The organism is Enterobacter sp. LU1, assembly GCF_008271405.2.
In the GTDB taxonomy this organism is placed as follows: domain Bacteria; phylum Pseudomonadota; class Gammaproteobacteria; order Enterobacterales; family Enterobacteriaceae; genus Enterobacter; species Enterobacter hormaechei_C.
Window position 1 is genome coordinate 1,830,346 of the sequence record NZ_CP043438.2, and the last position, 22,680, is coordinate 1,853,025.

Below are 22,680 nucleotides of genomic sequence, written 5' to 3' on the forward strand. Positions count from 1 at the left end.
CATAGCGCGATTGAGATGACAGGAGACGTCCATGAGCGAGCAAACCATTCGTTTAACGCAATACAGCCACGGAGCCGGTTGCGGTTGTAAAATTTCCCCGAAAGTGCTGGAGACCATCCTGCACAGTGAACAGGCGAAGTTTGTCGACCCGAACCTGCTTGTCGGTAACGAAACGCGTGACGATGCAGCGGTTTATGACTTAGGTAACGGCACCAGCATTATCAGCACCACTGACTTCTTTATGCCGATTGTCGACAACCCGTTCGACTTCGGGCGCATTGCGGCCACCAACGCCATCAGCGATATCTTTGCGATGGGCGGTAAACCGATTATGGCGATCGCCATTCTGGGCTGGCCGATTAACACCCTCCCGCCGGAGATTGCCCGCGACGTGATCGAAGGCGGACGCTTTGCCTGCCAGCAGGCGGGTATTGCCCTGGCCGGTGGTCACTCTATCGATGCGCCGGAGCCGATCTTCGGCCTGGCCGTCACCGGCGTGGTGCCGACCGAGCGCGTGAAGCGCAACAGCACCGCGCAGGCGGGCTGCAAGCTGTTCCTCACTAAGCCGCTGGGCATTGGCGTACTGACGACCGCAGAGAAAAAATCACTCCTTAAGCCTGAACACGTCGGGCTTGCGACGGAGGTCATGTGCCAGATGAACCTCGCCGGTGCGGCATTCGCCAATATCGACGGCGTGAAGGCCATGACCGACGTGACCGGTTTTGGTCTGCTGGGGCACCTCTCTGAAGTCTGTCAGGGCGCGGGCGTGCAGGCGCAGGTCTGGTATCAGGATGTGCCGAAGCTGCCGGGCGTGGAAGAGTACATTGCTCAGGGCGCGGTGCCGGGCGGGACGCAGCGCAACTTCGCCAGCTACGGCCATTTAATGGGCGAAATGCCGGAAGCGTGGCGTAACCTGCTGTGCGATCCGCAAACCTCCGGCGGCCTGCTGCTGGCGGTGACGCCGGAAGCTGAAGCTGACGTTCAGGCGACGGCTGCCGAGTTTGGCATCACCCTGACGGCCATTGGTGAGCTGGTGACCGCCCGCGGTGGTCGCCCGATGATTGAGATCCGTTAATTCGATGCGGTTGTTCATTGCCGAAAAGCCGAGTCTGGCGCGTGCCATCGCCGATGTGCTGCCCAGGCCGCATCGCAAAGGCGACGGCTTTATCGAATGCGGTAACGGGCAGGTGGTCACCTGGTGTATCGGTCACCTGCTTGAACAGGCGCAGCCGGATGTCTACGACAGCCGCTACGCCCGCTGGAATCTCAACGATCTACCGATTGTGCCGGAAAAGTGGCGTCTCCAACCGCGTCCTTCCGTCACCAAACAGCTCAACGTCATTAAGCGCTTCCTGCATGAGGCGACGGAAGTGGTCCACGCGGGTGACCCGGACAGGGAAGGGCAACTGCTGGTCGATGAAGTGCTGGACTACCTGGAGCTGGCGCCGGAAAAGCGCCAGCAGGTGCAGCGCTGCCTGATCAACGACCTCAACCCTCAGGCGGTAGAGCGGGCCATTTCACGCCTGCGCGCCAACAGCGAATTTATTCCCCTGTGTGTCTCCGCGCTGGCGCGTGCCCGTGCGGACTGGCTATACGGGATCAACATGACCCGCGCCTACACCATTCTCGGGCGCAACGCGGGTTATCAGGGCGTGCTCTCCGTCGGTCGTGTCCAGACACCGGTGCTGGGGCTGGTGGTGCGTCGCGACGAAGAGATCGAAAATTTCGTCGCCAAAGACTTCTTCGAAGTCAAAGCGCATATCGTCACGCCGAAAGACGAACGCTTTACCGCCGTCTGGCAGCCAAGCGATGCCTGTGAGTCATATCAGGACGAAGAGGGACGGCTGCTGCATCGCCCGCTGGCGGAGCACGTGGTCAACCGCATTACCGGCCAGCCCGCAATCGTCACCAGCTATAACGACAAACGGGAAACGGAGCCCGCACCGCTGCCGTTCTCCCTTTCGGCGTTGCAGATTGAGGCGGCTAAGCGCTTTGGTCTTAGCGCGCAGAACGTGCTCGATATCTGCCAGAAGCTCTACGAAACCCACAAGCTGATCACCTATCCGCGTTCGGACAGCCGCTATCTGCCGGAAGAACACTTCGCCGGACGCCACTCGGTGATGAATGCCATTGGCGTCCATGCGCCGGATCTGTTGCCGCAACCGGCGGTAAACCCGGATACCCATAACCGCTGCTGGGACGATAAAAAAGTCGATGCTCACCACGCGATAATCCCGACGGCGCGCACCAGCAACGTCAACCTGACCGACAACGAAGCAAAGGTCTATAACCTGATCGCGCGTCAGTATCTGATGCAGTTCTGCCCGGACGCGGTGTTCCGCAAGTGCGTTATTGAACTGGAAATTGCCAAAGGCAAATTTATCGCCAAAGCGCGTTTCCTCGCGGAAGCGGGCTGGCGCACGCTGCTCGGCAACAAAGAACGTGACGAAGAGAACGACGGCACGCCGCTGCCGGTCGTGGCCAAAGGCGACGAACTGCTGTGCGAGAAGGGCGAAGTGGTTGAACGACAAACCCAGCCGCCGCGCCATTTCACCGACGCGACGCTGCTGTCGGCCATGACCGGCATCGCCCGTTTTGTGCAGGATAAAGATCTGAAGAAGATCCTGCGCGCCACCGACGGTCTGGGTACGGAGGCGACCCGCGCGGGAATTATCGAATTACTGTTCAAGCGTGGTTTCCTTGAGAAGAAGGGGCGTTACATCCACTCAACAGAGCCGGGACGGGCGCTCATCCACTCCCTCCCTGAACTGGCGGCCAGACCGGACATGACCGCGCACTGGGAGTCGGTGCTGACGCAGATCAGCGAAAAGCAGTGCCGTTATCAGGACTTTATGCAGCCGCTGGTAGGGACGCTTTATCAGCTGATTGACCAGGCGCGCAGTACGCCAGTGAAGCGATTCCGGGGAATGGTCGCCCCGGGCGGCGGGGCGAAGAAACCGTTCAAAAAGAAGAAAAGCGCAGCCAAAAATACAACCGCTTAAACCGTAGGCCGGGTAAGGCGAAGCCGCCACCCGGCGAAAGCCCCTCTGCGGCCTGAAAAAAGCCCGGTAACGCCAGCGCTTACCGGGCCTACAAGGGCGAGAATGCAGCGAAACTAAATCACACCCTGTCCGATCATCGCATCGGCCACCTTCACGAACCCGGCGATATTCGCCCCGCGCACGTAGTTAGTTTGCGAGGCCTCGCCGCCGTACTCCACGCAGGCGTGATGAATATCGAGCATGATGTGGTGCAGACGGGCATCCACTTTCTCTGCCTTCCAGCCCATTCTCGCGGCGTTTTGCGCCATTTCCAGACCGGATGTTGCCACGCCGCCAGCGTTCGCCGCCTTGCCTGGCGCAAACAGCACGCCCGCGTCCAGGAACAGGTCGGTCGCTTCAATAGTGGTGGGCATATTTGCCCCTTCCGCTACCGCTTTCACGCCATTGCTAATCAGCGTCCGGGCGGCATCCACGTCCAGTTCGTTTTGCGTCGCGCACGGCAGGGCGATATCCACCGGCACGCCCCACGGCTGTTTACCTTCCAGATAGGTCAGGCCAAATTCACGGGCATAATCCGCTACCCGACCGTCACGGCTGGCTTTGATTTCGCACATACGCGCCAGTTTTTCTGCCGTAAAGCCAGCTTCATCCACCACGGTACCGCTGGAATCGGAGGCGGTCACCACGCGCGCGCCAAACGCCATCGCTTTCTCGATAGCGTACTGCGCCACGTTGCCGGAGCCGGAGACCGCCACGCGCATCCCCTCGAAGCTCAGCCCGTGACGCTTAAGCATCGCTTCGGTGAAATAGACCAGACCATAACCCGTCGCTTCCGGGCGAATCAGGCTACCGCCAAACGACAGACCTTTGCCGGTAAAGACGCAGGCGCTGTTGTTGGAGAGCTTTTTCATCATCCCGGCCATAAAGCCCACTTCACGCCCCCCCACGCCGATATCCCCGGCAGGAACGTCGGTGTCCGGCCCAAGGTGGCGATAGAGCTCAGTGACCAGCGCCTGGCAGAAGCGCATCACTTCGCCTTCGCTCTTGCCTTTCGGATCGAAATCACTCCCGCCTTTACCGCCGCCCATCGGCAGGGTAGTGAGCGCATTTTTAAAGGTCTGCTCGAAGCCGAGGAATTTCAGAATCGACAGGTTCACCGAGGGGTGGAAGCGCATCCCGCCCTTAAACGGCCCAATGGCGGAGTTAAACTGCACGCGCCACGCGCGGTTGACCTGCACCTGATTGCGGTCGTCCACCCACGCCACGCGGAACTGGATGACGCGCTCCGGCTCTACCAGACGTTCAAGCAGCGCCATCTGACGGTAACGCGGATTTTCCTCAAGGAAGGGCCACAGGGTGGTCATGACTTCACGAACGGCCTGGGCAAACTCGCTTTGGTGCGGGTCGCGCTGCTGAACATGGGCAAGAAAGCTTTCCAGAGAGCGTGTCTGATCCATAGATATAAGAACCTCTTATAATAATTTATGCGTGTGGCGTAGATGTTTTGTGTCGTTTTTTTGACTATACCACCCGCACCGCTTTGAGAGGCAAGCAGAAATTTATGCCGCAAGGGAAATTAATGACAGGGCGCGCGTCATAACCAAAAGCGATGACGAGATAAATTAAAGATCCCGTCCGGATCGACCGTTATAGATATAAACGATGCAAAGGAAATAAAGTCTATGAACCGTTACGCAATGGCCGCGTTATGTTTGATGGTGTCCGCCGGGGCACAGGCTGACCGCATTCGCCCGGATGTCGAGGTCAACGTGCCGCCAGAGGTTTTTAGCGCTGGCGGCCAGCGTGCGCAGCCGTGTAATCAGTGCTGTATCTATCAGGATCAAAACTATTCCGAAGGCGCAGTAGTCAGGGCGGATGGCGTACTGTTGCAGTGCCAGCGTGATGAACGCACCCTCAGTACAAACCCGCTGGTCTGGCGTCGCGTAAAAGAATAAACGCTTCCAGCAGCGGTATATCCGCCGGGGCTAAATCATACGTGAACGCGTCTTCTGGCGTGCACCATACCAGCGCCGAGTGATAATACGCCTTCAGCTGACCGCTAAATTCAGGCACATGCCAGGCGTGGAGGTGAATCAGCCGCTGCGACACCTCCCGCTGGTGGCTTGCCACATACCGCGCGGGCACGGCTTCAATGCCGAGTTCTTCGCGCAGTTCGCGGATCAGCGCTTCCGGCTGTGTCTCACCGGCTTCAACCTTCCCGCCTGCAAATTCCCACATTCCTGGCTGATCGGCATGTTCGGGACGCTGCGCCAGCAAAATCTTGCCCTCTTTTTCGAGGATGGCCGCAACCACATCGAGTGTTTTCAGCATGTTCGTCAATAATTAATAGCGAAAAACGACATATTATCGTGCCCTTCCAAAGAGTCCAGTCATCAGGAGAATCAGGTGAAAGAGACATCCGCCTGGGTTGCGCCCATGGAAACCCTTCCCGTCAGCCTCAGCCCCATCGCCGCCATGCAGAAAAAACACTTCGGCGCGGTGCTGAACCCCACGCGCTGGTGGGGGCGTATGCCGCGTCTTTTCTGGCTGGTGGCGCTGTTTGTCGGCTATCTGGAGCGGCGCAATGCGCGATTGACCCCGGTTCTGCGATCGCTGCTAATGACGCGGATCTCGCAGATCTGCCACTGCGCATTTTGTATTGATGCCAACAGCCTGCGTCTGGCCGAGCGGAGCGGGGCGCTGGATAAAGTGCAGGCCGTCAGCGACTGGCAAAATTCCACCCTGTTCAGCGAAGAGGAGCGCGCGGCGCTGGCCTATGCGGAAGCGGTCACCGCCACGCCGCCTCAGGTGGATGAAAATATCAAAAGTCTGCTGAAGCGCCACTTTACGGAAGAGACCATCACCGAAATGACGGCTCTGATTGCCTTTCAGAATCTTTCCGCCCGCTTTAACGCCGCGCTGGATATTCCGGCTCAGGGGCTGTGCGCCACGTTTAAAGGTAAACCGCATGCTGGATAAACATCTGCACCCCCGGCTGAAACCCGGGTTAAATCAGCTGGCCGCCGCGCTGGATAAACCGTTTATCACGCCTGATGGCTTAACGCTCGCCGGGTTTGCGATTGGCGTGCTGGCGTTACCGTTTCTGGCGCTGGGCTGGTATCCGGCGGCGCTGGTCGCCATAGTGCTGAACCGGCTGCTGGACGGGCTGGACGGCGCGCTGGCGCGTCGCCGTGGCCTGACGGATGCGGGAGGGTTTCTTGATATCGCCCTCGACTTCCTGTTTTATGCCCTGGTGCCGTTTGGCTTCGCGCTGGCCGCACCGGCTGAAAATGCGATTGCCGCCGCCTGGCTGCTGTTCGCGTTTATCGGTACGGGCAGCAGCTTTCTGGCCTTTGCCGCGCTGGCGGGGAAACATGATATCGACAACCCCGGCTACGCGCACAAGTCGTTTTATTACCTCGGAGGGTTAACGGAAGGAACGGAGACCATCGCGCTGTTTGTGCTGTGCTGCCTGTTTCCGGCGCATTTCGCGCTGTTTGCCTGGACGTTTGGCGCGTTGTGCTGGCTGACCACCACAACGCGCATCTGGAGCGGTTATATCACGCTGAAATCACTTCCCCGCTAGCGTGCGCTTTCCGGTCCGCGCTCCCCGGTGGAGACCGGGTTCTGCGGATGGCTGCTCCATTCGTACCAGCCGCCGTCGTAGACGGCAACGTTCTGCCAGCCCATCGCGCGGGCGTACATAAAGGCTTCAGACGCGCGCCAGCCGGTACCACAGTAAAACGCAACGTGCTGCTCCGGCAGGATATTCCATGTTTTCCACATGGCGGCAATATCATCGGCGCTGCGCATGGTGCCATCCGGATTGTGGAAATCTTCCATGTGGGTCGCGTCGCTGCCCGCATGGCCCCAGCGCGCACCGGCAATCTCACCTTTTGGCTTGATATAGCTGTAGCCGCTGGTTTCACCGATAAACTCTGGCCAGGAACGAATGCTCACCAGCGACGCGTCCTGACGGTGCAGCATTCCCCGGGCCTGCTCCATATCCACCATCAGCCGGGGCTGGCCCGGGATCGGCGCGCCAAAATCAGGGGCTGGCTTCACCTTTGCAGGCGTTCCGCGCTCAACGGGCAGGCTGGCGTCGGACCACGCCTTCCAGCCGCCATCCAGAATCCGCACATCCTTCACGCCCGCGTAGAGCATGATCTGCGCCACGCGCGCGGCGGCATACACGTCGCGACCGTACAGAATGACGGTGGTATCGTGACGGATCCCGTGCTTCGCCAGCATCGCTTTCAGCTTTTCGTCAGAGACCTTATTCCACAGCGGTTCGCTTTCCACTTCATTGGTGTCGATATAGCCCGCACCGGGAATGTGGTTCAGGAGATAAAGCTTCGGCGCACCCCAGCCAGCCTCGATCACCTTCCATTCTCCGGCTGGTGCGGCGGTAACGGGTTTGCCCTGCTGCAACTGGCGGATCCACTGCGGATAAACCAGCTGTTCGAAATGCGCCAGACGTTGCAGACGGTCGGATTGTTGCAGGGCATCGCTCAGGGTGGAGACGTGGGTAAAGCCCGCTTTCTCCAGCCGCGCTTTGACGGTCTGGTTGTCATCATCGTTGCCATAGAGCGCAACCGGCATGTCTGGCGTAAGCCGATGTTGTTTTGCCCAGCCGCTGAGCTGTTCATCGCTCATTGCCCCAAGCCAGCTGGCAGAGAGATTAAGCGCGGCGGGTTCATGCCCGGACGTTCCGCTCAGGGTCTGCGGCCAGCCGTTAAAGAACGCACTGACGCGCGTATCAATTACCGCGCCGTTTTGCGCCTGGAGCTGGTCCAGCGTGAGGGAGTGGGGCATATCAGCCGCCGTGGAGGAGAGTGAGGCGAGGCCGCAGAGCAGGGCCAGCGCGGTCAGTTGAGAAACACGTTTCATCGAAAAACCTGACGTCATTAAAAGAGGGGGGCATTGTCGTCTCTCCTGAAGCCAAAAACATTGCGTTAGCACATTATTGCCAGCGAGAAATCTCAATCACCTCGCCGCCGGGCGGAATATCGTCCTCATCATGCGTGACCAGCACCACCGGGATCCTGCGCTGGCGAGTAACCTCGAATACCCACGCCCGGAATGAGGCGCGCAGCGTTTTATCCAGTCGACTGAACGGCTCGTCGAGCAGCAATGCCTGCGGCTGGGCGAGAAGAGCGCGCAACAGGCTGACCCGGGCGCGCTCGCCGCCGGACAGGGTCGCCGGATCGCTGGCGTAGTGGTTTGCCAGCCCGGCAGTGTCCAGGGCCTGTTCTACCGCGTTGCGGCGGGCGCGCCCGACGATGTGCGCCGGCAGCGCCAGCATCAGGTTTTGCCCCACGCTGAAGGCGTCAAACAGCAGGGCATCCTGAAACAGAATGCCGATCCCGCGCGTTTCCACGGGGAGCATATCGCAGCGGCGATCGTTCAGCCATAGCTCGCCGTGCGCCATAAAATCAGCGGATAACGCCCCCACCATCCAGGCGAAAAGGGTCGATTTTCCGCTCCCGGAGGGCCCCATCAGCGTGACAATCTCCCCCGCCGGGACGCGGAAGTTGACCTCACAGAAGAGTGGCGCAATGGTGAGATTTTTCACGTTCAGCATTAACGTAATCCTTGTCTGTGACGGCCCACGAGCCGGGAGAGCAGCGCGGCAAGGGCAAATACGCTGCTGGTCAACAGCAACAGACCCAGCGCCCGGCTGGCGAGGATCGGAATGCTGCCGCCGCTGCTGAGGGCGACCGCCTCCGTCGTCAGGGTGGTGAAACGTCCCGCTCCCAGCCAGAGGGTCGGCATGTACTGGGCCATGCTCACGGAAAAACCGGTGGCAAAGGCCAGCAGGGCCGGACGAATCATCAGGGGGCATTTCACCAGCCAGAAAATTTTCGCCTGTCGCCAGCCCAGCGTTCTGGCGGTGAGGATAAGCCGGGGATCGAGCCTGCGCCAGGCCGGTTGCAGCACCAGGAGCATCCACGGGAGAACCCAGAGCATATGGCTCCAGAGCACCGCAGCGTACTGGCCGTCGATGCCCAGCCACAGCGCCACGGCATATTGCCCGGACACGAGGGGCAGCGCCGGGAGGGCGAGCGGCAGCCAGACCCACACCGCGCCGCGCTGGGGTCCCCACTCAAGCCAGAGCATGAGGATGGCCAGCGCTGTCAGGCTGGACAGCAGTCCCAGTGAAAGGCTGTCGCTGACGGGGCCGATGTCGTCCCGGCGTGCCAGCATCAGCAGAACCAGCGCACAGAGGACGCCGCACAGCGGCAGTAACCCGCCCAGCGTCCGTGCGGGCAGCGCAGTATGCGAAGCGTGACGAATTCCGGAGGGGTCACGCTGGGCGCGCCGCCATGCCGTCCAGAAGCCGTATCCCACCGCGGCAAGCGCCGCCAGCAGCAGGAGCAACACCAGACACAGCAGCGTTCCCTTTGTTTGCTGTTGTGCATCGCCCTGGGCGAGCCACTGCCAGGCCAGTACCGCCAGCGTAGGCGGGTTGCCTGGCCCGAGCACGATCGCCACATCCACCACGGAAAGCGACCAGGCCAGCACCGCCAGCATGACTGCGCCCAGCGCGGGGGCGATTGCCGGGAGGACGAGCCAGTTGAGCGCCTGCATTCGTCCGTAGCCGAAGGTATGCAGGACGATTTTCTGCTGTGCGAGACGCTTTTCAGGCAGCGCGGCGTAGATTGCCCACAGAACGAACGCGCTCTCTTTGACCGCAAGCGTCAGGCCAAGCCCGATACCGTAGCGGTCAAGCTGCGGCGAACAGACCGTACAGATCCGGTAAAACTGCCCCCCTTCCGCAAACAGCAGCAGCGCGCTGGTGGCGAAGGCGACGTGCGGCACGGCTAACAGCCACGGCAGACGGGTGCTCAGGCGCTGCCAGCCTTCACCCGGCCAGAGAAGCGCAAGCAGGGTCAGGGCGATAAACAGTGAGCCCAGCGTCGCGATAAGCGTGGAAACCAGCGTGGCGGCCAGCGCCTGCGGCAGCTGCGGGTCGGCAAACAGCGTCGCCCAGTTGCCGGGAGAAAACGCCGGGGCCAGCAGCATGCCGCTGGCGGGAAGCAGTGGCAGATAGATGACCGCCATTGCCGCCCAGACCAGCCCGCTTAGCGGGTTCCGTAGCGGCGAAGCCATTCCTGCTCCAGGGCGTTAACCCAGGCGGCGTGAGGTTCGGGAAGTACATCAGGCGTGCCTGAGGGGGTAAAGGCGCGAAGCTGTTTTGCCGCTTTCGCAGGCAGTTTTTCGCCATCCAGCACGCTCGGGTCACCCCAGACGGCAGGATTAGCTTTGCGGATCTGCGCCTGCGGTGACAGCAGGAAATTCGCCACCACCTTCGCGCCTGCGCTCGCGCTGGCGTTTGCCGGGATAGCGACAAAATGGACGTTGCCGATCATGCCTTTGAGAAAGCCGAAACTGTAGCTGTCGGCAGGCAGTTCACCGCTCGCCACCTTTTGCATCGCATGGGCGGGGTTAAAGGTGAGCGACAGGTTCAGGCTGCCGCTGGCCAGCAGCGTATCCATGCGCGCAGGCGACGGAGGAAAATCGTTCCCTTCGCGCCACAGCAGGGGGTGCAGCGTATCAAGGTAATCCCACAGCGGCGCGGTGACCTGCGCAAAGGTACTGTCTGGCGCGTTTTTTAGCGCCTCCGGATGGGCGGTCAGCGCCAGCAGTAGCTGCTCAAGAAACGCCGTGCCGGTAAAATCCGGCGGTCGCGGATAGCTCACCTTGCCAGGGTGCTGTCGGGCGTATACCAGCAGCGCGTGGGGATCTGCCGGTGGTGTCGGCGTACTCCTTTTACGGGCGATAAAGGTTAATTGCGCGCCACCCCACGGGGATTCTGCCCCATCGGTCGGGATGGCAAAATCTTCCGTTACCGGTTTACGGGTATCGACGTAGCGCCAGTTGGGCAGGGTTTGCGCCCAGCCGATGAGCAGCAGGTTTGCCGCTTTCAGGTTGCGGAAGTTTTCCCCGTTTACCCAGAGTAGATCCACCGACCCGTTACTGCTGCGTCCTGCGGCATGTTCCGTCTGGATCCGCTTCACCGCGTCGGCGGCATCGGCCAGATGAACGATCTTCAGGTTGACGGCGTAGTGCGTTTTCATCTCGCCGCTTACCCAGTCGAGGTAGCGGTTAACGGCCTCGTCACCGCCCCAGGCGTTAAACCAGACGGTCTGCCCGGTGGCCTGTTGCTGAATGGATTGCCAGCTCTCTGCGGCGAAGGCAGAGGTTGCCAGCAGCAGACTCGTCAGAAACGCGCAAAAACGCACCCGGCGCATAATGCCTCACTTTTTAATCGAAGGGATGTAACGGGAAAACAGCCAGCGAGTGACCAGCGGTAATAACCCTAATAGTGTAAAGGCGAACAGCAGTCCCGGCGACAGAATATCGCGCAGCGAGGTGAGTTTCCCCAGCTCGCGTCCGGCGTTCAGATAAATGACGGTGGCAGGTAGCATTGCAAGCTGGCTGACCCACCAGTAGTGACTCACCCTGAGACGGGTTAGCCCCATCAGCAAATTAACCAGAAAGAACGGGAACAACGGCATCAGGCGCAGGGCAAAAAGGTAGCGTGCGCCGTCGCGATCCATCCCCGCATCTATCGTGCTCATCTGTGCGGCAAAGCGCCGTTGCACCCAGTCGCGCAGCAGATAACGGCTAACGAGCATGGCAAGCGTGGCGCCGAGCGTCGAGGCAAATGACACCAACAGCGTCGCCTCCCACAGGCTGAAAAGCGCCCCGCCGAGCAGCGTCAGAAGCGCGGCTCCGGGGATCGACAGCGCGGAGAGCAGAACGTAAACCGCAAAATAGATCAGCGCGCTCTGAAGAGGCGCCTGCTCCACACGATCGATCAACGTTTGCTGGTGCATTTTTAGCGTGTCGAGGGAGAGCATGCCTGGAGGAAGCAAAACAACGGTCAAAACAAATGCGCCCAAAAGGGCGCACAGGAGACTGATTTTTTTAATATTCACTGAAGTTTACAGCTTAAACGTTGCCCATACCGGCGCATGGTCGGACGGTTTTTCCATGCTGCGGATGTCATAGTCGATACCGGTTTCGATGCAGCGTTCGGCCAGGGGGGCGCTCGCCAGCAGCAGATCAATACGCAGGCCCCGGTTGTCATCGAAGCCTTTAGAGCGATAGTCAAACCACGAGAAGCGATCCTGCGTCGCCGGGTTAGCCGTGCGGAAAGTATCCACCAGCCCCCAACCCAGCAGGCGCTCCATCCACTCGCGCTCCTCCGGCAGGAAAGAGCATTTGCCGGTGCGCAGCCAGCGCTTACGGTTCTCTTCGCCAATACCGATATCCAGATCCGTCGGGCTGATATTCATGTCGCCCATGATCAGCACCGGGTTTTCTTTTTTGAGTTCGGTTGTCAGGTAGTTTTGCAGATCCTGATAAAACTTCGCTTTGGCCGGGAATTTGGTTTCATGATCGCGGCTTTCACCCTGCGGGAAATAGCCGTTGATGACGGTCACATTGCCGAGCGCGGAAGGAATTTCCGCCATGATGATGCGGCGTTGCGCCTCTTCATCGTCACCCGGGAAGCCACGACGCACCGACACCGGCGTATCTTTGGTCAGCAGCGCAACGCCGTAGTGGCCTTTCTGACCGTGGTAAAAAACGTTATAGCCCAGCTTCGCTACCTCTTCGAGCGGGAACATATCGTCGTGAACTTTTGTCTCCTGCAAGCCGATCACATCTGGCTGATGTTGCTCAACAATCGCTTCAAGCTGGTGAGGGCGGGCACGCAGGCCGTTGATATTAAAAGAGACAAATTTCATAGTCGCTGCCAATGCAAGGTGAATAGTGCAAGGATGGTAGCAGAATTTACGTCGTCTGTTATCCGCTTCGCCCAATTACTGCGACAGATAATGCCGACGGTGCAATATTTGCACCATTTCGGCGCGTTTTGCCCTCGAACAGGGCATAAAGGACCGATAAATTTCGCGAGCGATCACAATTCCAGAATTATATTTGGCCTCTGCATACTCTTTCTTGTTTTCATGCGGCAAAGCGCCGCTTGTCGTAAAAATATTCACTATTTATGCATTAACAGTGAATAACTCCATATTGTAACTCATTGATATTGTGTTACCCCAACCCGTTTATGCATTTTTATCGCTGGCTGGCACGAAGGCTGCAATCTACATTCACAGTGCAAACACTCAATTATTTAACATTTAAACAACCTTTTATTTACCGGATGAGGTCGCTATGTCTCTGTCAGTTACGCGTGAAAATTTCGATGAATGGATGATGCCGGTATACGCTCCGGCGGCTTTTATTCCGGTACGTGGGGAAGGCTCTCGCCTGTGGGATCAGCAGGGCAAAGAGTATATCGACTTTGCGGGTGGGATTGCGGTGAATGCGCTGGGGCATGCAAACCCGGCGCTGCGGCAGGCGCTGAATGACCAGGCAGCGAAATTCTGGCATACCGGCAACGGTTATACCAACGAACCGGCATTGCGTCTGGCGAAGAAGCTGATCGACGCCACTTTCGCAGACAAAGTCTTTTTCTGTAACTCCGGCGCGGAAGCGAACGAAGCGGCGCTAAAGCTGGCGCGAAAATATGCGCACGATAAATTCGGCGCGCACAAGAGCGGCATCGTAGCCTTTAAAAATGCCTTCCATGGCCGCACGCTGTTTACCGTCAGCGCGGGTGGTCAGCCCTCATATTCTCAGGATTTTGCGCCGCTGCCGCCGGATATCCGGCATGCGGCGTATAACGATTTACACTCTGCCAGCGAGCTGATTGACGACACCACCTGTGCGGTGATTGTCGAGCCCATGCAGGGGGAAGGCGGCGTCATGCCCGCCCAGAAAGCGTTCCTGCAAGGGCTGCGCGAGCTGTGCGATCGGCATAACGCGGTCCTGATTTTTGACGAAGTCCAGACCGGCGTGGGCCGCACGGGTGAGCTGTACGCCTACATGCACTATGGCGTGACCCCGGATGTGCTCTCAACAGCCAAAGCGCTCGGCGGCGGTTTCCCGGTGGGGGCGATGCTGACCACCGATAAATTCGCCAGCGTGATGACCGTGGGCACCCATGGCACCACATACGGCGGCAACCCGCTGGCAACCGCTGTCGCCGGACAGGTGCTGGATATCATCAACACCCCTGAGGTGCTGAACGGCGTGAAGCAGCGTCACCAGTGGTTTGTTGAGCGCCTTACTGCCATCAATAACCAGACCGGCTTGTTCAAAGAGATCCGCGGTCTGGGGCTGTTAATAGGCTGTGAGCTTGCCCCTGAGTTTGCCGGCAAAGCGAAGCTGATTTCACAGGAAGCGGCAAAGCAGGGCGTAATGGTGCTAATTGCCGGTGCTAACGTGGTGCGGTTTGCCCCTGCGCTGATCGTCAGCGAGGAAGAGGTCAGAACCGGGTTGGATCGTTTTGCGCTGGCCTGCGAACAGGTGAAGTCCGGGGTGTCATCATGATGGTCATCCGTCCCGTTGCGCACGGCGATCTCGCCGGGCTTATGCAGCTTGCCGGTAAGACAGGGGGCGGGCTAACCTCGCTGCCTGCCGATGAAAAAACGCTGTCGGCGCGCATTGAGCGCGCCCTGCAAACCTGGCAGGGGACGTTGCCAAAAAGCGAACAGGGCTATGTGTTCGTGCTGGAAGATACCGACACGGGAACCGTGGCGGGGATTTGCGCCATCGAGGTGGCCGTCGGGCTTAACGATCCGTGGTACAACTACCGCGTCGGCACGATGGTCCACGCCTCGAAAGAGCTGAACGTTTACAACGCGCTGCCGACGCTCTTCCTCTGTAATGACCATACCGGCGCCAGCGAACTCTGCACCCTGTTTCTCGATCCGGACTGGCGCAAAGAGGGCAACGGTTATCTGCTCTCCAAATCGCGCTTTATGTTTATGGCCGCCTTTCGCGACCGCTTCAACGAAAAAGTGGTCGCGGAGATGCGCGGCGTGATTGATGAGACGGGCTACTCGCCGTTCTGGGAGAGTCTGGGCGAACGCTTCTTCTCCATGGAATTTAGCCGGGCGGATTACCTGTGCGGGACCGGTCAGAAGGCGTTTATCGCCGAGCTGATGCCGAAGCATCCTATTTATACCCATTTCTTAACGCCTGAAGCGCAGGCGGTGATCGGCGAAGTTCACCCGCAAACCGCCCCGGCCCGCGCAGTGCTGGAGAAAGAGGGATTTCGCTACCGTAACTACGTCGACATCTTCGACGGCGGCCCGACGCTGGAATGCGACATTGACCGCGTTCGCGCCATCCGTAAAAGCCGCCTGGTTGAGGTTTCAGAAGGCCAGCCCGCGCCGGGCGAGTGGCCAGCCTGCCTGGTCTCGAACGAGAATTACACCAACTTCCGCGCCATGCTGGTGCGAACCAACCCAACATGCGAGCGTCTGGTACTGACGGCTGCGCAACTGGATGCCCTGAAATGTAACGCTGGCGACACGGTTCGCCTGGTGCGGCTCTGCCCTGAGGAGAAAACAGCATGACTCTATGGATTAACGGTGACTGGGTAACGGGCGAAGGTGACGCGCGGACAAAAACTAACCCGGTCGGTCAGGAGGTGCTCTGGTCGGGGAACGACGCCAGCGCCGGGCAGGTTGAGCAGGCCTGCCAGGCTGCACGCCGCGCGTTTCCGGCATGGGCGAAACGGCCATTCTCCGAGCGCCAGGCGCTGGTTGAGAAATTTGCTGCGCTGCTGGAGGCCAATAAAGCCGAGCTGACCCGCATCATTGCCTGCGAAACCAGCAAGCCGCGCTGGGAGGCAACAACCGAAGTCACGGCGATGATCAACAAAATTGCGATATCGGTGAAGGCGTACCATACCCGCACCGGCGAGCAGCATACCGAGATGCCAGACGGCGCCGCCACGCTGCGCCACCGTCCGCACGGGGTGCTGGCGGTGTTTGGCCCGTATAACTTCCCCGGACATCTGCCGAACGGGCACATTGTGCCTGCGCTGCTGGCGGGGAATACCGTCATCTTCAAGCCGAGTGAGTTAACCCCCTTAACCGGAGAAGCAGTCATAAAACTCTGGGAGCAGGCGGGGCTGCCGCCGGGGGTGGTGAATCTGGTGCAGGGCGGGCGTGAAACAGGTCAGGCGCTGAGTGCGCTGAGCGACATTGACGGTCTGCTGTTCACCGGCAGTGCCGGAACGGGCTATCAGCTGCATCGTCAGCTGGCGGGGCAGCCGGAAAAAATTCTGGCGCTGGAGATGGGCGGCAACAACCCGCTGATTGTGGAAGATCCGGATGATATCGATGCCGCGGTCCATCTGACCATTCAGTCGGCGTTCATTACCGCCGGACAGCGCTGCACCTGCGCCCGCCGCCTGCTGGTTAAACGCGGCGCGCAGGGGGATGCGTTCCTGAAGCGTCTGGTGGAGGTGAGCGCGCGTCTGGTTCCCGCGAAATGGGATGCCGAGCCGCAGCCGTTTATCGGCGGGCTGATCTCCGCGCAGGCGGCGCTGAACGTGCTGAAAGCGTGGCAGGAGCACGTGGCGCGCGGGGCGAAAACCCTGCTGGAGCCGAAGCTGGTTCAGCCGGGCACGTCGCTGCTGACGCCGGGGATTATTGAGATGAGTGCGACGAGCAACGTGCCGGATGAAGAGGTCTTTGGCCCGCTGCTGTGCGTCTGGCGCTATGACGATTTTGAGTCGGCGATCGAGATGGCCAACAACACCCGCTACGGCCTGTCGAGCGGCCTGATATCGCCGCATCGCGAGAAATTCGAACAACTGCTGCTTGAAGCGCGCGCCGGGATCGTGAACTGGAACAAACCGCTGACCGGTGCGGCGAGCACCGCGCCGTTTGGTGGCGTAGGGGCGTCGGGCAACCATCGCGCCAGCGCCTGGTATGCCGCCGATTACTGCGCGTGGCCGATGGCAAGCCTGGAAACCCCGGCGCTGACGCTGCCGGAGACGCTGAATCCGGGGCTGGATTTTACAGAGGGTGACGCCCATGAAAGCGCGTGAGGTTAACTTTGACGGCCTCGTGGGGCTGACACACCACTATGCCGGGCTGTCGTTCGGTAATGAAGCCTCGACGAAGCACCGTTTCCAGGTCTCGAACCCTAAGCTGGCGGCGAAGCAGGGGCTATTGAAAATGAAGGCGCTGTCCGATGCCGGTTTCCCGCAGGCGGTGATCCCGCCTCAGGAGCGACCAAACGTGGACGTGCTGCGCCAGCTGGGGTTCAGCGGTACGGATGAACAGGTGGTGGAAAAAGCAGGCACGCAGACGCCACACCTGCTTTCGGCGGCCAGTTCAGCCTCCTCGATGTGGGTGGCGAATGCCGCCACCGTTGCGCCGTCGGCGGATACGCTGGACGGCAAAGTGCATCTGACCGTTGCTAACCTGAACAACAAATTCCACCGCGCCAGCGAAGCGGAGACCACCGGGCGCGTGCTGCGCGCCATTTTTAATCATGAAGCGCATTTCGAGGTGCATTCGGCGCTGCCGCAGGTCGCGATGTTTGGCGATGAAGGGGCGGCAAACCACAACCGTCTGGGCGGCGACTATGGCGAGCCGGGTTTGCAGCTGTTTATCTATGGACGGGAAGAGGGCGGCCACGCCGCGCCGGTTCGTTATCCGGCGAGACAAACTTTAGCCGCAAGCCAGGCGGTTGCGCGGCTGAACCAGGTTAATCCTTCTCAGGTGATTTTTGCCCAGCAAAATCCGCAGGTGATCGACCAGGGCGTGTTTCATAACGACGTCATTGCCGTTTCCAACCGTCAGGTGCTGTTCTGCCACGAGCAGGCGTTTGCCCATCAGGAAAAGTTGCTGGCCACGCTGCGCGAACGCGTGCCGGGATTTATGTCGATTCAGGTGCCCACGCAGGCGGTAAGCGTGCAGGATGCGGTCGAAACGTATCTGTTCAACAGCCAGCTGCTGAGCCGGGATGACGGCAGCATGATGCTGGTATTGCCGCAGGAGTCCCGCAACCATCAGGGCGTCTGGCGCTATCTCAGCGAACTGGTGCAGGCGGATAACCCGATTGATGAACTGCGCGTGTTTGATCTGCGGGAAAGTATGGCCAACGGCGGGGGACCGGCGTGCCTGCGACTGCGCGTGGTGTTAACGCCGGAGGAGATGCAGGCCGTGAATCCGGCGGTGATGATGAACGACACGCTGTTCAATACCCTCAATGACTGGGTGGACCGCTATTATCGCGACCGTCTGGTTCAGGCCGATCTGGTCGATCCGCAGCTGCTGCGCGAAGGCCGCGAGGCGCTGGATGCATTATCGACCATCCTGCAACTGGGATCGGTTTATCCGTTCCAGCGCTAAGGAGATGATATGGAAAACTTACTGGCGCTGACGCTGGCCGAAGAGACACCGGAGCGGCAAGAGGGGGAAGGCCCCTCGTTCCACTGGCGATGGCTGGGGCGGGGCGTGCTTGAACTGACGCCGACGGGGGAATATGACCTGTCGCTGCTGCTTTCGACCGGCATTCACGGAAACGAAACCGCGCCCGTGGAGATTGTCGATCTTTTGCTGCGCGCGCTGTTTCGCGCAGAGATCACGCTGCACTGCCGTCTGCTGGTGGTGCTGGGAAATCCGCCTGCGCTGGCGCAAAATAAACGGTATCTCGTGAGCGACATCAACCGCATGTTTGGTGGTCGCTGGGCGCAGTTTCCACAGAGTGTTGAGACGACACGCGCGCAATGGCTGGAGAAGGTGGTCACGGCGTTTTTTGCCGGGGCGGGGGAAACACGCTGGCACCTCGATCTGCATACGGCCATTCGCGCCTCGTACCACGTGCGTTTTGGCGTGTTACCGCAGCGTCATCAGCCGTGGGATGAGGCGTTTCTGACCTGGCTTGGCGACGCGGGGCTGGAGGCGCTGGTTTTCCACCAGACGCCAGGCGGCACGTTTACCCACTTCACCTGCGAGAATGTTGGCGCGTTATCCTGCACCCTGGAGCTGGGAAAAGCGCTGCCGTTCGGGCAAAACGACCTGACGCGTTTTGCCCCTACGCATCAGGCGCTTCGGGCGTTGCTCGCCGGGGTTGCGCCGGAACCCTCCCGGGAACCCGTTGTGCGCTATCGGGTCGTGCAGCAGATCACGCGTCAAAGCGAGGCTTTCCAGCTACATATGGCGCCCCATACGCTGAACTTTACGCCGTTTCGCCAGGGCGTCCTGCTGGCGGAAGATGGTGAGACGCGCTATGCGGTACAGAAATCCACGGAATATGTTTTATTTCCTAATCCGTCGGTCGCGTTTGGTTTGCGAGCAGGCCTGATGCTGGAAAAAATGCCCTGATCGTCTCCCCTCGCGCAGACCGGAGGGGAAATGAAGAATAAATTTCTTAGCGTTAAAAGCGCTCTGGTATTGTTTGCGGAATATTCCTGGAGAATTGCTTTATTATTAAACGGCACTTCGCTATACTTCTCCATAATCTCTTTAAAATCATCCTGTTGAATATTTTTGTTTCATCTCTTCACGCTTTTTCCTTAATTTCTCCACAATTGGCGAAAAGTTGTTTTTTACACTTTCATTGTTTTACCGTTGCTCTGACTAATTGACGATAAACCCCGTAAAGTTAATCTCGTCAACACGGCATAGCGCCGAAGAATAACTGAAAGTAAGGAAAGACATTATGCGTAAATTAACTGCACTGTTTGTTGCCTCTACCCTGGCTCTGGGCGCTACCAGCATGGCGTTCGCCGCCGATACCGCGACCACTACCGCCGCGCCGACGGAAGGCAAAATGATGATGCATCATAAAGGCAAGCCGGGTATGCACCATGAGATGATGATGTTTAAAGATCTGAACCTCACCGATGCGCAGAAGCAGCAGATACGCGACATCATGAAAAGCCAGCGTGACCAGATGAAACGTCCTCCGCTGGAAGAGCGCCGCGCAATGCATGACATCATTGCCAGCGACAGCTTCGATAAAGCAAAAGCGGAAGCGCAGATCGACAAAATGGCCGAGCAGCATAAAGCGCGCATGCTGGCCCACATGGAAACCCAGAACAAGATTTACAACATTCTGACGCCGGAACAGAAAAAGCAATTTAATGCCAATTTTGAGAAGCGTCTGACAGAACGTGCAGCGCCGGAAGGTAAAATGCCTGCACCAACCGAATAATCGGTTCACTCTCTTAAGACCGCCGGGCTCCTGTCTACAAAAGCGAAAACGCTGTGGACAGGACCGGCGGTTTTTCTTTTATCCCATGCCTAAGGTCTGGCCTGACTGCTGCCGATAATACGTCTGTGAAAATGCGCTGGCGCACGGTGCGTCCTTCAGGAGTGGTCATGGAATTCTTTGATATCCGTAAAATGCCGGTCAGTCTCTGGCGTAATGGTGCGGGTGAGACGCGTGAGATTTGCTGTTTTCCTCCCGCGACGCGGGATTTTTTCTGGCGGGCCAGTATTGCCTCCATCGCCAGTAACGGCGAATTTTCCGCGTTCCCGGGCGTCGACCGGGTGATTACGCTGCTGGAGGGCGGCGAGGTGACCCTGGATGCAGGCAGGGCGTTTTGTCATACCCTGAAGCATCATCAGCCTTACCGATTTGCGGGCGATCTGGCGGTGAAAGCCGTGCTCACAGAGGGGCAGATGTCGATGGACTTCAACATCATGACCCGACGGGATTGCTGCCAGGCAAAGGTGCGCGTTGCTACCCGGACGTTCACTACCTTCGCATCACGCGGTGGGGTGGCATTCGTATTAAGCGGCGCCTGGCAACTGGGCGACAAATTACTGACCGCCGATCAGGGCGCCAGCTGGGAAGCGGGCAGTCATACCCTCCGTTTACTGGAAACGAAGGGGTCGCTGCTGTTCAGTGAAATTACCTGGCTGCCGGGTCATTGAGGACGATGATCTCATATTTTCCGGTTAACAGTGGCTTGCAGAGAATTTTGTAACCATCCTGATCGAAACCGGCAGGGGTGCGCAGCAGAGCGGTAGCGTCATCCAGATTTTCAACGGCGCCAAGCCAGAGCCAGTTGCGGATGATGTGATAGTGCGTCATCCCATCGCGGGTTTCTTTCAGCGCCACCGCGCCTTCCCACGGCCAGCAGTTAACGCTGATAGAGGCAAGGCCAGCCATAAACCGGGCATGATGTTCTTCAACGCTCTCTTTTCCACAGCACGCCCCGGCGCAGCGTTTCAGCGCTGAGCGGAAACAGGCGCGACCACGGGTGGTGGCTTCCAGTCCTAACAGGCCGTAACAAAGCTGTAATTCATCAGCCAGGGATTGCAGGGTTTGCAGTGCGGCACGTTTGTTGGCAAACAGACCGTAAAGATTGGGTTCATGCGAAAAATCCACTTCCCGGGCATAAACGATCTGCGGTTTTCCTGCGTTAATCTGCAAGGAACACAGCTGGCGGTTGCGGCGCAGGCGTTTGTTAAACAGCGGCTGCTGTTCCTTGATGAGCCGGGCTTCGAGCAGAAGCGCGCCCAGTTCGCCTGCCGTCTCGATCCAGGTGATCCGCCGGGACTGCCTGAGCATCGATGCTTCATCCGGCGTACGCAGGTGCGACATCACCCGGCTGCGGATATTCACGCTTTTGCCGATATAGAGCGGCATGGTGTCGCTGTCGCCGTGGAAGAAATAGACGCCAGGCTGTTTAGGCAGTGCCTCAAGCCAGGGGCGAAGATGCTCGGGATATTCGTAGATAGCCGCCGCTTCAAACTCAAGACGCGGGGCGGATTGACGCCTGCTCACATACTGCTCCATATACTGTTCAGGCATACAGTGTAGCAGGTGTTCGGTGGTTAAAAAAGAGCCGGGTGGCGGCTACGCCTTACCCGGCCTGCAAAGCGGAGTTACCGTTTTGCTTTTACTTTTTCCAGAAATCATCAAACACCGTAATGGGCGGACGGCGCTTATGCTCGGTTTTCAGATACCAGCCTTCGATAATTTTAGCGGTACCTTCGTCGAGCGTTTTGCCTTCCAGATAATCATCGATGTTGTCATACGTAACGCCCAGCGCCGCTTCATCCGGCAGGGAAGGGCGATCGTCCTCCAGGTCCGCCGTTGGCGCCTTCTTATACAGGTGCTCCGGGCAGCCCAACGCCGCCAGCAGTTGCTTGCCCTGACGCTTGTTCAGACGGAAGAGGGGGTTAATATCCGTGCCGCCATCGCCGTATTTGGTGAAGAAGCCGGTGATGGCTTCCGCGGCGTGGTCGGTGCCGACGACGACCCCTTTGGTCATCCCTGCGATACTGTACTGCGCTTTCATGCGCTCACGGGCTTTCTCGTTGCCGCGGACAAAATCGCTCAGTTCAATACCGGCTTCACGCAGGGCCTGCTCGCTGGCCAGTACCGAACCTTTGATGTTTACGGTAAGAACACGGTCCGGCTGAATAAACGCAATCGCATCCTGACAGTCCTGCTCGTCGGCCTGCACGCCATACGGCAGACGTACGGCAATAAATTGCAGCGCGGTGTCACCGGTCTCGTCACGCAGCTCGGAGATGGCCATCTGGCTCAGCTTACCGGCCAGAGTGGAATCCTGACCGCCGCTGATGCCCAGCACCAGCGTCTTCAGGAAAGGGTGTGCAGACAGGTAAGCTTTCAAAAAATCAACGCTACGACGGATCTCTTCATTGGCATCAATCGCAGGTTTCGCGCCCAGCGCCTGAATAATTTCTTGTTGCAGAGCCATTACGCCCTCCCTATGCAGAACCAAACAGAAAGTGTGATCTGTTAAAACTAACCCTTTGTCGGGGAAACGACAAGGATCACAGTTTTGAGTGTACTGTTTTACAGCGAT

Annotated in this window: 22 protein-coding genes; 12 read left to right on the forward strand and 10 right to left on the reverse strand. The window is 59.0% G+C overall.

Features of this window, described 5'->3' with window-relative positions:
• Window positions 1-31: 31 nt before the first annotated feature.
• Both selD and FZF21_RS08785 read left to right on the forward strand, forming a co-directional pair.
• The gene (gene selD / locus FZF21_RS08780; protein WP_047737676.1) at window positions 32-1,075 is read left to right on the forward strand and encodes a selenide, water dikinase SelD; all 1,044 of its coding nucleotides are present in this window, start codon (window positions 32-34) and stop codon (window positions 1,073-1,075) included.
• 4 nt (window positions 1,076-1,079) lie between these two features.
• Window positions 1,080-3,002, forward strand: a complete 1,923-nt coding sequence (locus FZF21_RS08785; RefSeq protein WP_017384681.1) for a DNA topoisomerase III — start codon at window positions 1,080-1,082, stop codon at window positions 3,000-3,002.
• Between the two features lie 113 nt (window positions 3,003-3,115).
• Here FZF21_RS08785 and gdhA read toward each other — a convergent pair whose 3' ends face one another.
• A complete protein-coding gene (gene gdhA / locus FZF21_RS08790) occupies window positions 3,116-4,459 on the reverse strand; it encodes an NADP-specific glutamate dehydrogenase (RefSeq protein WP_017384680.1) in 1,344 nt (447 codons plus the stop codon).
• Between the two features lie 225 nt (window positions 4,460-4,684).
• Between gdhA and FZF21_RS08795 the strand changes: the two genes are divergently transcribed.
• On the forward strand, window positions 4,685-4,957 hold the full coding sequence (locus tag FZF21_RS08795; RefSeq protein ID WP_003857857.1) for a YnjH family protein: 273 nt from the start codon (window positions 4,685-4,687) through the stop codon (window positions 4,955-4,957).
• Here FZF21_RS08795 and FZF21_RS08800 read toward each other — a convergent pair.
• Window positions 4,917-5,333 carry a pyrimidine (deoxy)nucleoside triphosphate diphosphatase gene (locus tag FZF21_RS08800; protein ID WP_047737673.1) on the reverse strand — a complete coding sequence of 139 codons (417 nt, stop codon included), beginning with the start codon at window positions 5,331-5,333 and terminating at the stop codon, window positions 4,917-4,919. The two genes, FZF21_RS08795 and FZF21_RS08800, sit on opposite strands and share 41 nt — an antisense overlap.
• Window positions 5,334-5,408: 75 nt before the next feature.
• Between FZF21_RS08800 and FZF21_RS08805 the strand changes: the two genes are divergently transcribed.
• Together FZF21_RS08805 and FZF21_RS08810 are read left to right on the forward strand one after the other, a co-directional pair.
• Window positions 5,409-5,981: a carboxymuconolactone decarboxylase family protein gene (locus tag FZF21_RS08805; protein WP_039271064.1), complete on the forward strand. Its 573-nt coding sequence runs from the start codon at window positions 5,409-5,411 to the stop codon at window positions 5,979-5,981.
• Entirely contained in the window at window positions 5,971-6,588 is a 618-nt protein-coding gene (locus tag FZF21_RS08810) for a CDP-alcohol phosphatidyltransferase family protein (protein WP_047737670.1), read from the forward strand. Before FZF21_RS08805 ends, FZF21_RS08810 begins: the two co-directional genes overlap by 11 nt.
• Here FZF21_RS08810 and FZF21_RS08815 read toward each other — a convergent pair.
• From FZF21_RS08815 to xthA, 6 genes are all read right to left on the reverse strand, one after another.
• The gene (locus tag FZF21_RS08815; protein ID WP_047737736.1) at window positions 6,585-7,892 is read right to left on the reverse strand and encodes a sulfurtransferase; all 1,308 of its coding nucleotides are present in this window, start codon (window positions 7,890-7,892) and stop codon (window positions 6,585-6,587) included. The two genes, FZF21_RS08810 and FZF21_RS08815, sit on opposite strands and share 4 nt — an antisense overlap.
• Before the next feature lie 73 nt (window positions 7,893-7,965).
• Window positions 7,966-8,586, reverse strand: coding sequence for an ATP-binding cassette domain-containing protein (locus FZF21_RS08820; protein ID WP_149120981.1), 621 nt, complete (start codon window positions 8,584-8,586; stop codon window positions 7,966-7,968).
• The gene (locus FZF21_RS08825; RefSeq protein ID WP_032670969.1) at window positions 8,586-10,115 is read right to left on the reverse strand and encodes an ABC transporter permease subunit; all 1,530 of its coding nucleotides are present in this window, start codon (window positions 10,113-10,115) and stop codon (window positions 8,586-8,588) included. The genes FZF21_RS08820 and FZF21_RS08825 overlap by 1 nt, the downstream gene beginning before the upstream one ends.
• Complete coding sequence (locus tag FZF21_RS08830) at window positions 10,088-11,248, reverse strand: ABC transporter substrate-binding protein (protein WP_236298399.1); 1,161 nt, start codon at window positions 11,246-11,248, stop codon at window positions 10,088-10,090. The genes FZF21_RS08825 and FZF21_RS08830 overlap by 28 nt, the downstream gene beginning before the upstream one ends.
• Before the next feature lie 15 nt (window positions 11,249-11,263).
• Window positions 11,264-11,947: a TVP38/TMEM64 family protein gene (locus FZF21_RS08835; RefSeq protein WP_149120979.1), complete on the reverse strand. Its 684-nt coding sequence runs from the start codon at window positions 11,945-11,947 to the stop codon at window positions 11,264-11,266.
• A 6-nt stretch (window positions 11,948-11,953) separates the two neighbouring features.
• Complete coding sequence (gene xthA / locus FZF21_RS08840; RefSeq protein ID WP_015570756.1) at window positions 11,954-12,760, reverse strand: exodeoxyribonuclease III; 807 nt, start codon at window positions 12,758-12,760, stop codon at window positions 11,954-11,956.
• A gap of 433 nt (window positions 12,761-13,193) precedes the next feature.
• Here xthA and FZF21_RS08845 point away from each other — a divergent pair, with 433 nt between their 5' ends.
• From FZF21_RS08845 to ves, 7 genes are all read left to right on the forward strand, one after another.
• On the forward strand, window positions 13,194-14,414 hold the full coding sequence (locus FZF21_RS08845; protein WP_045141487.1) for an aspartate aminotransferase family protein: 1,221 nt from the start codon (window positions 13,194-13,196) through the stop codon (window positions 14,412-14,414).
• Window positions 14,411-15,445 (forward strand): arginine N-succinyltransferase, encoded by a 1,035-nt coding sequence (astA, locus tag FZF21_RS08850; RefSeq protein ID WP_015570755.1) that lies wholly within the window; start codon window positions 14,411-14,413, stop codon window positions 15,443-15,445. Before FZF21_RS08845 ends, astA begins: the two co-directional genes overlap by 4 nt.
• Window positions 15,442-16,929 carry a succinylglutamate-semialdehyde dehydrogenase gene (gene astD, locus FZF21_RS08855; protein WP_017384669.1) on the forward strand — a complete coding sequence of 496 codons (1,488 nt, stop codon included), beginning with the start codon at window positions 15,442-15,444 and terminating at the stop codon, window positions 16,927-16,929. The genes astA and astD overlap by 4 nt, the downstream gene beginning before the upstream one ends.
• Window positions 16,916-18,241 carry an N-succinylarginine dihydrolase gene (gene astB / locus FZF21_RS08860; RefSeq protein WP_047737659.1) on the forward strand — a complete coding sequence of 442 codons (1,326 nt, stop codon included), beginning with the start codon at window positions 16,916-16,918 and terminating at the stop codon, window positions 18,239-18,241. Before astD ends, astB begins: the two co-directional genes overlap by 14 nt.
• A gap of 9 nt (window positions 18,242-18,250) precedes the next feature.
• On the forward strand, window positions 18,251-19,216 hold the full coding sequence (gene astE / locus FZF21_RS08865) for a succinylglutamate desuccinylase (protein WP_045141489.1): 966 nt from the start codon (window positions 18,251-18,253) through the stop codon (window positions 19,214-19,216).
• Window positions 19,217-19,553: 337 nt separating this feature from the next.
• Window positions 19,554-20,048: an ATP-independent periplasmic protein-refolding chaperone Spy gene (gene spy, locus FZF21_RS08870; protein WP_015570753.1), complete on the forward strand. Its 495-nt coding sequence runs from the start codon at window positions 19,554-19,556 to the stop codon at window positions 20,046-20,048.
• A gap of 167 nt (window positions 20,049-20,215) precedes the next feature.
• Complete coding sequence (gene ves / locus FZF21_RS08875; protein WP_017384666.1) at window positions 20,216-20,773, forward strand: environmental stress-induced protein Ves; 558 nt, start codon at window positions 20,216-20,218, stop codon at window positions 20,771-20,773.
• Here ves and cho read toward each other — a convergent pair.
• Together cho and nadE are read right to left on the reverse strand one after the other, a co-directional pair.
• Window positions 20,751-21,629, reverse strand: coding sequence for an excinuclease Cho (gene cho, locus FZF21_RS08880; protein WP_072204511.1), 879 nt, complete (start codon window positions 21,627-21,629; stop codon window positions 20,751-20,753). The two genes, ves and cho, sit on opposite strands and share 23 nt — an antisense overlap.
• 115 nt (window positions 21,630-21,744) lie before the next feature.
• Window positions 21,745-22,572, reverse strand: a complete 828-nt coding sequence (gene nadE / locus FZF21_RS08885) for an ammonia-dependent NAD(+) synthetase (protein WP_003857837.1) — start codon at window positions 22,570-22,572, stop codon at window positions 21,745-21,747.
• Window positions 22,573-22,680: the final 108 nt, after the last annotated feature.